The following is a 15817-nucleotide window of genomic DNA, read 5'->3' as shown; positions in this document are numbered from 1 at the left end:
TTGCATAACCTGGGTCCGCTAGTCGTCAGTGCGGATTGTACCCCGGTGGGGGACGTGATGCGTGAATCCGCCGGCGCCCTCCTGAAGTCTGGCCGCCCGGAACTTGTCGCAGCCCAGTTGGTCACAGCATTGCGCACGAAGATTCCTGTCGTCACGAGATCGCTCCTCGAACAATCTGCTCAGGTAAAGGCTGCCAAGGCAGCAACTCGCTACGAAATGCTTCGTCGGGCTACGCTGGCACAGAGTTTCCTCCACAGCATCTTGCATCGGGCCGTCGGCCTTGATGAGCTTGGGCGAGTGGTAGGCAGTTCTCCGTTCCAGTTGCTGCGAGCCTTCCAGCACTGTTTCGGTGAGACGCCCGCGAGCTACCATCGCAAGCTGCGCCTCCGCACCGCCATGGCCGAGGCCCAGCGCCGCCGCGTGACGATCGCGCATGTTTCCGACGACTACGGATTTGCCGGTGCGAGCAGTTTCAGCCACGCCTTTCGGCGCGTTTTCGGACATTCGCCCCGAAACGCCGCATTCGAACTGCGCCTCGAGTAAGGCCTGGCCGCGCTTGTCAGATGCGCGAAGTTCGGGGCTCGCCCGCAGACGCGAGCCACCGCCTTTAGTTGACCCGGGCGAGTTCGTTGTGGCAATCGACAAGCGTCTAGGCGCCTGGGGAGACGCTCCGTCCTTCCCAAAGCCCGCGGGTGTAGCTCAATGGTAGAGCAGAAGCCTTCCAAGCTTACGACGAGGGTTCGATTCCCTTCACCCGCTCCAGCCTAATCAGCCGAGCGACCCAGCGTGCGCGGCGCGGAGCATCTGGCGAGCCGAAAACTTAGGCGAACCTCGCGTTGACACACTGCGCTCGCACCGCCATTTGGCGCGCCTTGCCTAAGTCATGCTCAACCGTCCTCGTGATGGTCTGCGCGTGGCGAGCCTCGTGGAGAGGTGGCCGAGTGGTTAAAGGCAGCAGACTGTAAATCTGCCCGCGCAAGCGTACGCTGGTTCGAATCCAGCCCTCTCCACCATCGCTCCTCAATGGCTACCAAGCTTTACCGGCCAGTCGAGCTAGCGGGAGTGAGAAGTCCCAGGCGGGAAGCTCTCGCAATCCGCGCCTAAATTAGCGGCAGCCGTTTCCGTATCCACCGGCGGGAAGTTCATGTTACGTTGAACACATCGCAACTGTCGGTCTCGCCGACGGAGCGTGACCGGGCTGGAGTCGGGGGGACTGCGGTGTTGCGTAAGTTGATGGCGTATCGATCGTCGGTGTTATCGGGGGTCGCGGCAGTTCCACTCTTCGTGGGCGGGCAGGCGGCCGCTCAGGCCGTGTGCAGCCAGAGCGCCGGCGGTCAGGTGGACTGCGTCGAAAACGGCAGCGTCACCGCAACCGGCCAGGCTACACCGGGCAGCGTAATACCCGGCGAGGGGCTGCTGGGATCCAGCGGCGCGGACCTGAGCGGGACAATCGTCGGTGACATCCGCACGCTATCCGCCGGCGCTGGGGCCGTTTCGCTCACCGCCGGCGGGAATATCGATTACCGGCAGGACGGCAATCTAGAAACGTTCGGAGGGGGATCGGCCGGTTTGCTGGCGGGTGCGGACGGCGACGTAACTGTAAGCGTCGGCAATGTCAGCACCGAAGCCGCCGACGCGAACGGCGTTCGCGTAACGGCCGGCCTGTCATTCTTCGACACCTTCTCAAGAGCGTCGGTCCAGTGCGGCAATGTCAGCACGACGGGCGCGAACGCGAACGCCGTCAGCGTTTTCGCAAGCTCGAGCGCCACGCTGGCCTGCGGTGACGTAAGCGCGACCGGGGCAGGGTCGGACGGCGTCAGCGTCGCGACCGAGACCGGCGCCATCAACCTGGGCAATGTCATCGCCAATCATGCAGGTGTTAGCGTCAGCACGCTGGACTTCGGTGACATCGACCTGAAAGTTCTGGACGTCCAGGTAACCGGCGACGGCGGCAGCGGCATCGTCCTAAATACCCATGACGGCGCAATCCATCTCGACTGCCGCAGCATTGCGACATCGGGAGGCAACAGCGTTGGCCTGCGGACCTACGGCAGCGACGGCCGCGTTTTCGCCACTTGCGGCGACATCTCCACCCAAGGAGACGGCAGCGCCGGCGCCGACCTCAACGAAACGATGTTCTCGCTCGGAAACATCACTACCCGCGGCAATGACGCCGACGGGCTGCGGAGCTATTCTTTCGGTGGTACCATCGGCACCGTCGGAAACATCGTCACGACCGGGAACAACAGCAACGGCGTCAATGTCGCCGACACGATCCTGACCACGGGCGACGTGACGACGAGCGGCGACAACAGTGTCGGCGTTTTGGTGTCCGGCTATCAGTTCATCACCCTCGCGACTGGCCAGGTGACGACCACGGGCGTGCAGTCCCACGGCATCAACATCCATCCCTCCACCACGGACATGGTTTACGACCTCAGGTTGGGCGGGGTGCACGTCTCCGGCGATGGCGCAGACGGGATCCGGATTGCCGCCGATGCCCTCCCTGGTTCGTCCTTTGCGACGAACCTCGCACCGCAGATCCTTGGCAATATCGTCAGCGAGCAGGGAACGGCCATCCTGGTCGGCGACGCTTCGACATTCTCTCTCGCTCTGGAGGCAGGCCGCCAGGTGTCCGGACTCACGGGCGGCATCATATCGAACGCCGGCGCCACGACCCTCGACATTGCCGGAGCGGTTGCGTCGGCGGAAGGGCCGGCGATCCAGGCTTTCGGCGGGCCCGTTCATGTTTCGGTTGCCGAAACGGGTTCCGTCACTGGCCAGCTGAACTTCGGTGACGGTGAAGACCGGGTCGACAATGCGGGGCAGATCTCGATCAGCCGCGACAGCGATTTCGGCGGCGGCAGTGACCTCTTCGCCAACACGGGCCAGCTCAACACCTCGGGCAACGTCACGCTGGCGCACCTCGAGGCTTTCCAGAACGCCGGCGGGACGGTCAGCCTGCAGAACGGCGTTGCCGGCGACCGGCTGCGTCTGACCGGTGATTACAGCGGCGGCACCGGCGCAGCGGTTCTGCTGGACATCAGCCGATCGCTGGATGTCGCGGATGTCCTTGCCGTCGACGGCACGATCAGCGGCAACACCGTGCTCTCCATCAACTGGCTCGACAGCAACGCTCCGGTGAACGCCGCCGGCGTGCGCCTGGTCGAGGGATCGGCGGACGCGCATGCGTTCACGATTCAGGGCCTTGGCGACTACGGCCTGTTCGCACCTGTGGTGCGGGCGCGGGACGACGGCCTGTACATCGTTGCGGCGCTCGACCCAGCGGCGACCGATCTGGCGGTAATCGGGCGGGCGGGTTCCGACATGTGGTTCCAGAGCTTCGATGCGCTGCGCGCAAGCATTTCGGGACGAGGCAGCTTCTTCCCGAAGCTCGGTGTGTGGGGTCAGGCTTATGGCGGCAGCGATCGCTCCGGTGGACAGCGCCACGTCGAGCTGTTCGGAGCGGACACGCCGATCTCAACGCGGCTCGACACCGATCGGCTGGGCGGCCAGCTCGGCTTGGACGCTAGTGCAGGTCCAGCGTTGGTCGGCGCGACGGCCGGCTACGAGAGGGCACGCAGCGACGCTGGTGGGTCATCAAGGCTCTCGGCGAGCGGTTGGAACATCGGCGCTTACGCGACAGTGGGCGCAGCGGTCGGCCCCTACGCCGTGCTGACCCTCAAACACGATCGCTACGGCGTGCGGTTCCACAATGCGACGATCGCGGCACCGAAGCTCGACGGGCGGTCGAGCGGAGCTGACGTCGAACTTGGCTGGCGCACGGCGTTGTTGCCGGCATCGCTCGACCTTGAGCTTGGAATGTCCCTCGTGCAGTCGAAATTGGATGGATTCGAGATCGACGGCACGCGGTTCGACACGGATGACGAAACGCGGGTACGCGGGCGCGCTGGTGTCAGGGCCAGCCTAGCGGGACCGCTGCACCTGTTTGCCGAGGGCCAGCTGTTCCATCAATTCTCCGGCTCCGACGTCCTTCGCATCAGCAATGGTGATGAAGGCGAGCGGATCAATCTGGGCCGGCGCGGAACCTCGGGACGACTGAGCGTCGGGCTTGGTGGCGGCCGGAAGGCCCCCTTGCTGTCCGGCTGGGTTGACGTAGGCGCCATTCACGGCTGGGGGCTGCGCGCGGGGATGGCGTTCTAAAACGAGGCGCGCCGCTATTCCTCGGTCCTCATCAGGACCGTCTCGCCGATCAGCAGGAACAGAAGGAACGGCGCCCAGGCAGCGACCATGGGCGGATAAGTGCCGACGTTGCCCATCGCGAGGCTGAAGTTGTCGGCGACGAAATAGGCAAAGCCGAGCGCCATGCCGACGACTGCACGCACCAGCACCTGGCCAGAGCGCGCAAGCCCGAACGCAGCGACGGCCGCAAGCAGCGGCATCAGAACGGTGGACAGGGGTCCGGAGATCTTGTGGGCGAGGCCGGCCTTCGCTTCGTCGCTGGGTCGGCCGGCCCGCTCGAGTTCGCCGATCCGCTGCTTCAGCGTGAAATAATCGAGCTCGGCTGGATCAACCTTGGCCAGCGTAAGCTGCTGTGGCGTGACGCCGGCAAGCCCGATCATCTCCGGCTTGCGGACGACCAGGTTCATATTGGCATCGTAGGTCCGGACATTTTCGAGCCGCCAGCTGGCCGGCGCCACTGGCACTGCCCGGTCAGCGCGGATGACGCGCTGCAACGCGCCGCCGGTGCGATCATAGATGCTGACAGTCTCGGCATGGAATGCCCTCCCGGAGCCACCGACATGCCCCGCCCGGATCAAGTCCTCTCCGTTCATCAACCACACATTGCTGACGATCCCAGTCTCCGGCGGGATCGGCTTGTAATCGTTGTCGCTCCAGGCGGTGACCACGCGACCGGATTTGACCACGACCGTCTCGTTAAAAGCGAACAGTGCCGCAGCGATCACGATGCTCGCGATGATGAGCGGAGCCAGCAGCTGGTGCGCAGAAATGCCGGCGGCCTTCATTGCAACCACCTCGCTGTGCTGGTTCAGCCCGACGAAAGCGATGAGCGCTCCGAGCAGGACCGAAAATGGCAGGAAGCGCGAGACCAGCAGCGGCAGGCGAAGCGCGACATACTGCCACAGCTGGGGATCGCCATTGCCGGGCACCGCCAGGATCTTGCCCGACTCGCCCAGGAGGTCGAGCGTCATCAGGATCAGTACTAGCGCGAGCAGCACCGCCAGGCTCCGGGTAAGAAACAGCCGAACCGTGTAAATCGCGATCCGTCCGGACGGGAAAAGCCTGAGGCTGATCACGCCGTTCGCGCCTTTGGAAAGAGCGAGCGGATCGCGCGCCATGCTTTCGCCGCCCCGCGCTCGAGAGCGCCGATGGGCTGGCCCCCGGGCTTGTGGGCGAGGACATGATACATCCAGATGATCAGCCCGCCGAGCACAAGCAGTGGAACCCACAAGGCCAGGACCGGCTCGATGCGGCCCTGCGCGCCCGCCTGCTCCGCATATTGGTTCACCTTGTGGTACGCGACGACAATCACGATTCCGAGGAAAATGCCGAGCGACGACGAACTCCGCTTGGGCGGCACGGCGAGCGCGATGGCCAGCAATGGCAGCATCAGCATCATGATCACCTCGACCAGGCGGAAGTGGAGTGTCGCCTGTGCCTCAAGCCGCTGATGCCGATCGATGGCGCCACTGCCGTATCCCAGCCGCCCAAGCTCATGCAGGTACAATTCGTCGAAATCCGTCCCCCCTCGGCCACGGAACTGATCGATGGCAGGCAAGCTGACTGGCAAGTCGTACGAGTCGAAGGACAGCGTCCTGGGTGTCGTGAACTTGGGTGAGTCCTGTATCAGGCGGCCATTGATGAGCCGAAAGAGGATGGTGTTGGGGTCGTCTGTCGACAGAAATCGTCCCCGCTCCGCCGTCGCGGCCACCGTCATGCCGGACCTGTCATCCATCTGGATGAATATGCCCTGGAGCTGCGTACCTTTCCTCTCGCTACGGTCGATCCGCAGCGTCAGCCGATGTCCTAGCTGGTTGAACTCGCCGACCTTGATTGCCGCACCGAGCGCCCCCGACTTCAAGTCAAACCGCAATCCCTCGTATTTGTAATGCGACCAGGGCTCGAGATAGCCGACGATGAACAGGTTCAGCAGCATCAGCGGGATCGCGAAGGCGTAGGGAATTCGCAGCAGGCGCCCGTAGCCCACCCCGATGCCGCGCAGCGCGTCCAGTTCGGAGGACAGCGCCAGCTTTCGGAACGCCAGCAGGATTCCCAGCATCAGCCCAATCGGGATCCCGAGCGACAGATATTCCGGCAAGAGGTTCGCAAGCATCCGCCAGACGACGCTGACCGGGCCACCCGCGTCGACCACGTATTGGAAGAGCCGAAGCATCTTATCGAGCACGAGCAGCATCGCCGCGAGGACCAGCGAGCCGAACAAAGGGACGGCGATGGAACGCGCGAGGTATCGGTCGATGAGCGGCAACCGGAGCAATTCGGTCGTTCCAACACCATGATTTGGCCGCAAAGGCGACCGACATTGCAAACACGGACGGATGCATCCGTTGTGAACGGGTCCGTCCACTGATTGCCTATAGCGGAGCGGTTTGCGAAATCATGTCGAAAACGTCTGCAGTTTCGAACGAACATCTCGCCGGCACAGAGGCTTGATGACCCGTTCCCGAATCGCTCTGCTTTCCAATCCCAGGTCGACAGGGAATCTCGCGCAGCTTCCCCGCATCCGCGCATTCTGCGCCGAGCACCCGGACATCTTCCACTACGAGGTCGAGCACGCCAACCAGGTCGGAGAAGCCTTGCGGACGATCGCGCAGGTCCGGCCGAAGGTGCTCGTCATTAACGGTGGTGACGGGACGGTGCAGGCGGCGCTGACCGAATTGTACAACGGCGGCCACTTCGGTGACCGGCCGCCTCCAGTCGCGGTTCTTCCGAGCGGCAAGACCAACCTCATCGCGCTCGACTTGGGCGCCCATGGCGACCCGATCGCGGCGCTCGAGCAGCTCATCGAGATCGTCCGCAGCGGCGACATCGCACCCTTCGTGGTTCCGCGCGAGCTGATCGCGCTCCGGAGGACCGCGGGCACGGACGACCGACCGGTCATCGGCATGTTCCTTGGCGGCGCCGGGCTGGCGGACACGATGCTTTACTGCCGGGACAAGATCTATCCGCTGGGCTTGCCCAACGGACTTGCGCATGCGCTCACTGCCGTAGCGCTGTTCGCGAAGCTGTTGCTGCGCGTGAAGGCAGGCTTCCTGCCGCCGGACCCCAAGCCGTTGAACGTCTCCATGCGCGAGCACGAGAGCCGCTTGACCGGCAAGTTCTCGCTCCTGGCCGTGACCACACTCGAGAAGCTGCTGCTGTCGAGTGAGCTGGGCGGCAAGCGCAAGGGCGTTCTGAAGCTGCTCGCCATCGAGGAGAAGCCGGCATCGCTGATCCGCGCCTTTGCGGCAACGCTGGGCGGCAAGCTCGGGCGGTCGAAGGTGCGCGGCGTCCACTTCGAGGAAGCGGACGAGATCACGATCGAAGGCGACAGCTCCAACGTCATCCTCGACGGCGAAACCTTCCGCGCGGAAACCGGCCGGCCGATCCACCTCCGTCCGGCTACTCCGCTCGCTTTCGTCAAGCTCGCCGCCTAACCAGGTTTCAATGTCGGAAGTGCGTGAGCTCGTTGCCGAGGAGTTGGCGCTGCCTGTCGACCCGCGCGTCAGTGAGATGGCGCGGGCGATCGCCGAGAAGCACGGCGCAGCAAGCCGAGCGGTGCTCTTCTACGGATCCTGCCTGCGCCAGCGCGAGCTCGAAGGGCTGATGCTCGACTTTTACCTGATCGTTTCGGATTATCGCGCCGCCTACACGAAACGCTGGCTTGCCACGGCCAACCGGCTGATCCCGCCGAACGTATTCTATTTCGAGCATTCCGGGCTGGTCGCCAAATATGCGGTCCTCAATGAGCGCGACTTCGCCCACGAGTGCGGCCCGGAGGCCTGGACGGTGTCGACGGCGGCTCGTTTTGCGCAGCCCTCGCGGCTGGTGTGGTCAGCTGACCAAGAAGCAAGTTGCACAGTCGTCGATGCCATCAATGCGGCTGCTCCCTCGTTGCTCGGATGGACTCTCCCGATCGCTGGAACAGCCTCTCCCCAACTGTTGTGGAGCAAGGCGTTTCAGCTGACTTTCAACGCGGAGCTTCGAGCGGAGCGCCAAAGCCGGGCCACCTCTCTCGTCGAGGCCGACCCGGACCGTTACGAGCGGTTCGGCATCGCCGCGCTGAAGCAGATCACCGCAGGCCAGGAGATCGGTTCCACTGGCGAGGCGCCCCTGATCCGCAGTCGACCCCAGGCTGAACGCTGGTGGCGGCGAATGCAGGCCCATGGGAAGCGCTACTCAGTAGCACGCCTCGCCAAGGCGAGCCTGACCTTCGCTGGTGGCGCCGATTACATAGTCTGGAAGATCAACCGGCACGCCGGTACAGCCATCGAACTCAAACCCTGGCAACGGCGCCACCCGCTGCTGGCGGCGATTAGCGTTTTGCCACGGCTGCTGAGATCGGGCGCCGTTCGCTGACGCTGCGCGTCAGGGCGCCGGACACCGCTGTCGCCAGTGCGCTGACGGTAAATGGCTTGCGCAGCAACTCGTAGCCGCGGAGGTCATCGCTTTCTCCGTCGCCCACGTAGCCGGTCACGAACAGGACGGCGAAGCTGCGAGCGTAGGTGCTCTTCAGGTACCGGATGAGCTCGGGCCCGGTCATTTCGGGCATGATGACGTCGCTTATGACGAGGTCGAAATCCTGGCTCTCGAACAATGCGATCGCCTCGGCACCGCTCGAACAGGCGACCGGCTCATATTCAAGGTCTTCGAGCGCGCCCATCGTTGCCGAGCGAACGCGCGGGTCGTCCTCGACAACCAGGATGCGCGCGCCGGGGACATGCGTTTCCGGCTCGACCCGCGCTGCCGTCGGATGAAACCGCACCGGCGCTTTCGCTTCGGTGCGAGGCAGGTAGATGGATACGGTGGTCCCCTGGCCGACCCTGCTCTGGATCCCGACTTCGCCGCCCGACTGATGCGCGAAACCGAAGATCTGGCTGAGGCCGAGGCCGGTACCCTTGCCAACCGGCTTGGTGGTGAAGAAGGGCTCGAAAGCTCGCTCCAGCACGTCGGGCGGCATGCCGCATCCCGTGTCCGAGACGCTGACTCGCACATATTCTCCCGCCCGAACGTCGCCGATTTCGTTGGCGCCAAGCCGCACGTTCGCGGTGCTGATGCGAAGCACTCCCTGACCGTCCATTGCGTCGCGCGCGTTCACCGCCAGGTTCACGATCGCGTTCTCGAGCTGGTGAGCGTCGACGTAGATCGGCCATGCGTCAGACGAGAGGTCGACCTTGAAGCGAACCCGCTCGCCGAGCGTACGGTCGAGCAGGTCGGACATGCTGGCAATCAGTTCGTTGCTGTCGACCCGTTCGGGCAGCAGCGGCTCAGAACGGGCGAAGGACAACAGACGACGGGTCAGTGCGGCGGCGCGGGTCGCGCCTTCCATCGCATTCTGGAGATGGGTCAGGACCTCGCGGCGCGGCCCGTTCAGCCGCCGCTGGGCAAGGTCGATGCCGCCCACCACAACCGCAAGCATGTTGTTGAAGTCGTGCGCGATGCCGCCGGTCAGCTGCCCGACCGCTTCCATCTTCTGCACTTGCCGAAGCTGGGCCTCGGCCGCCTGTCGTTCTTCCGCTTCCGCCTTGAGCGCCTCGTTGGCTTCCCAGAGCTCCTGCGTCCGCTGACGCACTGCCTGTTCGAGGACTTCGGCGCGCTCAGCCTCCGATTCGGCATGTTTGCGGGCTCGCGCGTTCTGGCGAAGCGCCTGCACAGCCACCACACCAAGGAAGATTGCGCCGGCACCGACGAGAATACCCAGCCAGCTCAGGTAATCCGTGAACTGATCCGCCTGGGCCGTGAAGAACTCGCTCTGTTCCTGGCGGTTGCGCAGCGACTGCCGTTCGGCGGCGATAATCTGGTCCAACTTGGCGTCGAGCGCCTGTGCCGTCGGGTCTTTGCCGGCGCTATAGAAGTAGTTGATGCCGCTCTGGCCCTTTTCGAGCGCCGCAGCCTGGGCGGCGAGGGCAAGCTGGTCGCCACGCTTGCGGTACAGCACCTGAAGCTCGCCAACCCGCTTCTGCTGCTCGGCCTCGCCGTGCACCAGCTTGCCGAGCTGCTCGATCTGGTATCCCGCGAGCTGCCAGTCATTGTAATAGACGGTCCCCGTCAGAGGGGACTCGTCCAGAACGAAGCGGGCGAGAGCGGATTCGGCGCGCGAGGTGTTGGAGCTGACGTTCCGCACGACGAGCGCGACGTCATAGGCGTGCCGCTCCGCCTGAAGGGCCTTTTCGCGCGAGCCGTTCGACAAAGCGACGAGAACGACCATCGTCATGAGGACGAGCGCTGCCAGCAGACCGGCAGCCGCCGCTCCCCCGCGCCGCCAGTCGACCCGGACTTCGTCCCCGTCCCCAATCATGCGTTCAGTCTATACGTGTTAACGATTGGGCGGAAGCCACACGTGGCTTTAGTTGCTCAGCTTATACAGCCGCTTGCACGTCCTGCCGCAGCGAACATGTCCAGGATTTCGCCAACCTGCTCTTCCGTGTGGAGAGCGCACAGCGAACAGCGCAGCAGAGTCATTCCGGCTGGCGTCGCCGGTGGGCGCGCCAGATTGACGTAAAGGCCCTCGTCGAGGAGCGCCTCCCACATGGCCGCGCCCTTCTCGAGGTCGGGCATGATGACGGCGATGATCGCCGATTGCGGCTCATCCGTGCCCAGTGTGAAGCCGAGCTGCCGGAGGCCGGCATGAAGGCGCTTGGAATTCTCCCAAAGATGGGCGCGCTTGTCGCCGGAACGCATCAGCTTGCGAATGGATGTGGCCGCAGTTGCAACTACCGACGGCGGCAGCGACGCAGTGAATACATAGGGTCGGCAGACCAGCCGCATAATCTCGAACTTGGGATGGTTCGACACGCAGAAACCGCCAACCGTCCCTACGGACTTCGAGAAGGTGCCGATAATGAAGTCGACGTCGTCGATGACGCCCTGCGCCTCCGCGACGCCTCGGCCGCGCTCGCCCATGAATCCCATGGAGTGAGCCTCGTCGACCAGCACCATTGCGCCGTTCGCCTTGCAGACGGCGATCATCTCCTTGAGCGGCGCAACGTCGCCGAGCATGGAATAGACGCCCTCAAGAACGACGAGCTTGCCGGCGCCCTCGGGAATGCGCTGGAGCCGCTTCTCCAGCGCTCCGACGTCATTGTGGCGGAACGGCACGATCTGCGCGTTGCCGAGCGCGCAACCGTCGTAGATCGACGCGTGGCTGTCGATGTCCAGGACGATGTAGTCGTCCTTGCCGGCAAGCGTCGAGATTATACCGAGGTTGGCTTGGTAGCCCGTCGAGAAGACCATCGCGTGATCCATCCCGTAGAATTCCTTCAAAGCCTCTTCGACAGCCCGATGCCCTGCATAGGTCCCATTGAGCACCCGGCTGCCAGTCGTCCCTGATCCGAACTCCTCTAGAGCCTGTTTGCCGGCGGCGATGACGTCCGGGTCGAACGTCATGCCCATGTAGTTGTAAGTGCCTAGCAGAATCGTGCGGCGGCCGTTGCAGATAGCGACCGTTGGGCTCTCAACCCGTTCCATGACGAGATTGAACGGGTCGGTGACCCCGCTTTCGAGGAGTTGCTCGCGCACCTCGATCATGGGTTGGAACTTGGCGAACAGGTCCGTCACTTGGCGGCCGTGAGCCTTTGCAGTGAGTCCACCAGCTGACCGACGCTCTCGATCTCGGCCTGCATGTTCATCGTGATCATCACGTCGAACTCGTCCTCGATGGTCGCGACGAAATCGAGGACGGTGAGGCTGTCCCACTCGAGATCCTGGGCGAAACGGGTCGATTCCGTGACGGTCACCCCCTTCTTGTTGAGGGGCTCGATGAGGTCGAGGACTTTGCGGAGTGTTTGCTGGCGGTCAGGCATGTGTGGCTCGTAATAGTGGAGTGCCCGCTTCGCAACGCAATGGGGCGCGATTGCGGCGGCAGGCGGACCGATCCCGGTACCTGGTCCGACAAACCGCGGTCCTTGCTCGGCTAGTCTGTTGTTATCGCGGCTGGAACGCTGTTACGGGCCGCGGATGATCCACATTTCGACCGACAATCTCGAGCTTGAAGACGTCGACCTTGAGCGCCGCCTGGAATTGATGCGGGGTCCAACCGGCGTTTGGCAGGGCGACCAACAACTGCAGGCCAGGATGCTGGAGCGGCTCGGGCTTCAGCCAGAGCACCAGTTTCTCGAGATCGGCTGCGGCCCGCTTCAGATCGGCACTCCCTTGATCCGTTACCTGGAGCCGGGCCACTATACCGGCGTCGACATCAGCCCTGAGCGGATCGCTGCGGCGCGCGACGTTGCGGCGCACTTCAACCTGCTGGAGCGTCAGCCGCAGCTCATCCGCAGTGATGACTTCGGTCTGGATCAGCTGCCGACAGGGACATTCGACCGCCTGTGGAGCTTCAACGTCGTCATCCATTTCCCGCTGCGGCTGGTCGAACGCTTCATGGAAGCCGCCGCGACGCTGCTGAAGCCTGACGGCATCGGCTGGTTCTCGGCATGGGTGACGCCGGAGGGAACGCCCTTCAATCAGCGCGGATCGTGGCTCGAGTTTCCGGTCACCGAAGCCGGGCCTGATTTCTTCCAGTCTCTGGCCACTAAGGCCGGCCTCAAATGCGTGAGCCTTGGGACCCTTCAGGAATGGGGCCTTGGCCCGGAGCGTCCAAGCGCGAAGAATTGGCTGTTCGAGATTTCCCGTCCGAACGCGTAGTCAGGTGCCTAGAGCCAGTTATTCCGCCGATACCAGGCTGCGGTGTCTTTCAGCCCCTGGATTGTCTCGACCTGGGGCCGCCAAAGATCAGGGGGGCACGCCCGTTTCGGATCGATGACCCAGTCCGGGTGCAGGAAATAAGCGGCCCGGTCCGGGGTCAGCTTCGCGCGCGAGCCCCGCACGAGTTGGTCGGCCTGGGCCGCCAAGCGAAGAAACAGAGCGGGTGCCGATACTATGACGGGCCGCGTCCCGACGGCCCCGCCGAGCGCACGGCCGAATTCGCGGTGGCTCCAGCCTCCGGGTCGCCCATCATCAGCTTCGATGATGAGGTTTCCTGGTGCATCGCCGACCAGCGTAAGCAACAGCCTGGCGAGGTCATCGACGTGGATGAGTGAGACCCTCCCGCCGGGCGGCATGAGCAGGACCCCCATCCTCGCCATTCGAAACAGCTCCAGCGTCTCGCGGTCGCCCGGGCCGTAAACCGCCGGCGGCCGAACGATCGTCCAGTCCAACCCGGAGCGCATGACGAGGTCCTCGGCCCGTACTTTCGACCCACCGTACAAGGAGAGGTTCGGCTCTCGGGCCGCCAGCGAGGACACGTGAACGAACCGGTGCACGCCGCCCGCCGTGGCCGCAGCGAGCATCGACAAGGTTCCGGCGACATTGCCCTGCTCGAAAGCGGCTGCGTTCGGCGCGTTGATCACGCCGGCGACGTGAACCACCGCGTCAGCGTCCGTCACCAGCCGGCGGACGGCATCGCGGTCTTCGAGACTACCGCTGACCCATTCCACATTCTCCCGCTCCGGCTGCTCGCGGCGAGTCAGTGCGGCGACCGTATGACCCGCTGCCAGTGCGGCATCGATGAGATGCGAGCCGACGAAGCCCGTGCCACCGGTGATCGCCAGCCTCACAGCGGGGTCCAGGGCTTTTCGTCAGCGGCGGCTTCCTTGCTCTCGACGGCTGCCGTGCCGAGACGCTCGATGATCGCGTCGAGCAGGACGCCGACACCCTCGTCGAGCGGGGCGGAGATCGGGAAGACCTTCTGCCCCGTCGCCTTTTCCAAGGCCTTTATCAGCTTGGCTCGCTGCTTGTCGTCCAGCAGGTCCGCCTTGGTGAGAGCGATGATCTCCGGCTTCTCACCTAGGCCGGAGCCGTAATCCTCGATCTCCCCGCGGACGATCTGCCAGGCATCGAGCGGATCGTTCCCGGAGCCATCAATCAGGTGGAGCAGCAGCCGCGTGCGCTCTACGTGGCCCAGAAAGCGGTCGCCAATCCCGGCGCCTTCGGCGGCCCCCTCGATGAGACCCGGGATGTCAGCGATCACGAACTCTCGGCCCTTGTGCCTGACCACGCCAAGCTGCGGACGGAGCGTTGTGAATGGATAGTCACCAACCTTCGCGGCAGCGTTCGTAACTGCGTTCAGGAACGTCGACTTGCCGGCATTCGGCAGGCCCAGCAAGCCAACATCGGCAAGCAGCTTCAGGCGCAGCCAGACATACATTTCCTCGCCCGGGATGCCCGTCTGGTGCTGACGCGGCGCGCGGTTGGTCGATGTCTTGTAGCTCGCATTGCCTCGCCCACCCATTCCGCCCTCTAGGAAGGTAATGCGCTGGCCTACCTCGGTGAGATCAGCGAGCAGGGTGCGATCTTCGTCATCGGCGAGGATTTGCGTCCCAACAGGCACCTTGATGACCAGGTCGGCGCCGCCTGCGCCGGTGCGGTTGCTTCCCGATCCGCCTTTGCCGCGCGGAGCACGGAAGTGCTGGGTGTAGCGGAAGTCGATCAGCGTATTCAGTCCGGGCACGGCCTCGAAGACGATGTCGCCGCCCTTGCCGCCGTCACCTCCGTCAGGGCCACCGAACTCAACGAACTTTTCACGGCGGAAGCTGACGGCGCCGGGGCCGCCGGCACCGGACCGGACGAAAATCTTGGCTTGGTCGAGAAAATGCATAGCGCCGCGCCATTAGGCGATGCGGAGCGGGTTAGAAACCTTCGGCGCTGCCAGCCTGAGTCCTAGGCGTCCGCGAACCGGTCCGTGGCGCGGATCAGAGCATCAAGGTTTCCCGGCTCGTTATACATGTGGCTCGCGTCCGGGATGATGTTGAGCTCGACGTCAAGCCAAGCCTTCTTCAGCTGCCATGCGGCCTTGGGCGGGGTGCAGCAGTCGTAGCGGCCCTGCACGATGACCCCAGGAATGCCCTTGAGCTTGCCTGCGTCGCGCAACAGTTGCCCTTCGTCGAGCCAGCCTGAATTGGCCATGTAGTGGTTCTCGATGCGCGCAATCGCGACGGCCTTGTTGGCGTCGGTGAACTCATCGATCGTCTCCGGACTGGGTAGCAGAGTGACGATCTCGCCCTCCCACTTGCTCCACGCCTTGGCGGCACGAAGCTGCTCGTCCTTGACTTCGCCCGTCAGCCGCTTGCGGTAGGCTTCGACCAGATCGCCGCGCTCATCCTCTGGGATCGGAGCGACGAACTCTTCCCACTTGTCAGGGAACAGCTGCGATGCGCCGCCTTCCTTGTACATCCAGTCGATCTCGAACTGCTGGAACAGGAAGATGCCGCGAAGCACGAGTTCGGTGACCCGCTCCGGGTGAGCCTCCGCGTATGTGAGCGCAAGCGTAGAGCCCCAGGAGCCTCCGAAAACCTGCCAGCGCTCGATGCCGAGCATCTCGCGCAGCTTCTCGAGGTCGGCGACGATATCCCACGTGGTGTTCGCTTCCAGGCTCGCATACGGCGTGGACTTGCCGCAGCCGCGCTGGTCGAACAGCAGGACATTATACTTCTCGGGGTTGAATTGCCGCCGATGATCCTCGCTGATGCCGCCGCCGGGACCGCCGTGAAGGAACACGGCCGGCTTTCCTCCGGGGTTGCCGCACAATTCCCAATAGAGATTGTGGCCCTCGCCAACGTCGAGGTGTCCGCTCCGGTAGGGCTGGATCTCTGGGTACAGGGTGCGGCGGTTTGCGACGGGCATG

Annotated in this window: 13 protein-coding genes and 2 tRNA genes; 7 read left to right on the top strand and 8 right to left on the bottom strand. The window is 64.1% G+C overall.

Features of this window, described 5'->3' with window-relative positions:
* Nucleotides 1-57: 57 nt before the first annotated feature.
* From ACUXST_RS11000 to ACUXST_RS10985, 4 genes are all read left to right on the top strand, one after another.
* Nucleotides 58-543, top strand: coding sequence for a helix-turn-helix transcriptional regulator (locus tag ACUXST_RS11000; protein WP_458390014.1), 486 nt, complete (start codon nucleotides 58-60; stop codon nucleotides 541-543).
* Nucleotides 544-688: 145 nt separating this feature from the next.
* Nucleotides 689-762: transfer RNA gene (locus ACUXST_RS10995), tRNA-Gly, on the top strand.
* A gap of 165 nt (nucleotides 763-927) precedes the next feature.
* Nucleotides 928-1013: transfer RNA gene (locus ACUXST_RS10990), tRNA-Tyr, on the top strand.
* A 220-nt stretch (nucleotides 1014-1233) separates the two neighbouring features.
* Nucleotides 1234-4164, top strand: a complete 2931-nt coding sequence (locus ACUXST_RS10985; RefSeq protein ID WP_458390013.1) for a hypothetical protein — start codon at nucleotides 1234-1236, stop codon at nucleotides 4162-4164.
* A 14-nt stretch (nucleotides 4165-4178) separates the two neighbouring features.
* On the opposite strand, the gene lptG is transcribed toward ACUXST_RS10985, so the two are convergent.
* A complete protein-coding gene (lptG, locus tag ACUXST_RS10980; RefSeq protein ID WP_458390012.1) occupies nucleotides 4179-5321 on the bottom strand; it encodes an LPS export ABC transporter permease LptG in 1143 nt (380 codons plus the stop codon).
* Nucleotides 5276-6478, bottom strand: a complete 1203-nt coding sequence (lptF, locus tag ACUXST_RS10975; protein WP_458390011.1) for an LPS export ABC transporter permease LptF — start codon at nucleotides 6476-6478, stop codon at nucleotides 5276-5278. Before lptF ends, lptG begins: the two co-directional genes overlap by 46 nt.
* A 175-nt stretch (nucleotides 6479-6653) precedes the next feature.
* Here lptF and ACUXST_RS10970 point away from each other — a divergent pair, with 175 nt between their 5' ends.
* Together ACUXST_RS10970 and ACUXST_RS10965 are read left to right on the top strand one after the other, a co-directional pair.
* On the top strand, nucleotides 6654-7637 hold the full coding sequence (locus ACUXST_RS10970) for a diacylglycerol/lipid kinase family protein (protein ID WP_458390010.1): 984 nt from the start codon (nucleotides 6654-6656) through the stop codon (nucleotides 7635-7637).
* Nucleotides 7638-7647: 10 nt separating this feature from the next.
* A complete protein-coding gene (locus tag ACUXST_RS10965) occupies nucleotides 7648-8559 on the top strand; it encodes a hypothetical protein (protein ID WP_458390009.1) in 912 nt (303 codons plus the stop codon).
* Here the strand turns inward: ACUXST_RS10965 and ACUXST_RS10960 are convergent.
* From ACUXST_RS10960 to ACUXST_RS10950, 3 genes are read right to left on the bottom strand one after another with little or no spacing between them, the layout of a single operon-like run.
* Nucleotides 8516-10498: an ATP-binding protein gene (locus ACUXST_RS10960; protein ID WP_458390008.1), complete on the bottom strand. Its 1983-nt coding sequence runs from the start codon at nucleotides 10496-10498 to the stop codon at nucleotides 8516-8518. The two genes, ACUXST_RS10965 and ACUXST_RS10960, sit on opposite strands and share 44 nt — an antisense overlap.
* A gap of 56 nt (nucleotides 10499-10554) precedes the next feature.
* Nucleotides 10555-11757, bottom strand: coding sequence for a serine palmitoyltransferase (gene spt / locus ACUXST_RS10955; RefSeq protein WP_458390007.1), 1203 nt, complete (start codon nucleotides 11755-11757; stop codon nucleotides 10555-10557).
* On the bottom strand, nucleotides 11754-12002 hold the full coding sequence (locus ACUXST_RS10950) for an acyl carrier protein (protein ID WP_458390006.1): 249 nt from the start codon (nucleotides 12000-12002) through the stop codon (nucleotides 11754-11756). The genes spt and ACUXST_RS10950 overlap by 4 nt, the downstream gene beginning before the upstream one ends.
* A 154-nt stretch (nucleotides 12003-12156) precedes the next feature.
* On the opposite strand from ACUXST_RS10950, the gene ACUXST_RS10945 reads away from it, so the two are divergent.
* Nucleotides 12157-12840, top strand: coding sequence for an SAM-dependent methyltransferase (locus ACUXST_RS10945; protein ID WP_458390005.1), 684 nt, complete (start codon nucleotides 12157-12159; stop codon nucleotides 12838-12840).
* Between the two features lie 8 nt (nucleotides 12841-12848).
* Here ACUXST_RS10945 and ACUXST_RS10940 read toward each other — a convergent pair whose 3' ends face one another.
* The 3 genes from ACUXST_RS10940 to pip form a co-directional block, all read right to left on the bottom strand.
* Entirely contained in the window at nucleotides 12849-13751 is a 903-nt protein-coding gene (locus tag ACUXST_RS10940; RefSeq protein ID WP_458390004.1) for an NAD-dependent epimerase/dehydratase family protein, read from the bottom strand.
* Nucleotides 13748-14791, bottom strand: a complete 1044-nt coding sequence (gene obgE / locus ACUXST_RS10935; RefSeq protein ID WP_458390003.1) for a GTPase ObgE — start codon at nucleotides 14789-14791, stop codon at nucleotides 13748-13750. Before obgE ends, ACUXST_RS10940 begins: the two co-directional genes overlap by 4 nt.
* Nucleotides 14792-14853: 62 nt before the next feature.
* Entirely contained in the window at nucleotides 14854-15816 is a 963-nt protein-coding gene (pip, locus tag ACUXST_RS10930; RefSeq protein ID WP_458390055.1) for a prolyl aminopeptidase, read from the bottom strand.
* Nucleotide 15817 lies beyond the last annotated feature (1 nt).

The organism is Sphingomonas sp. F9_3S_D5_B_2 (genome assembly GCF_054263715.1).
The sequence above is the reverse complement of the archived record's forward strand: the minus strand, read 5'-3'. Positions and strand labels throughout refer to the sequence as shown.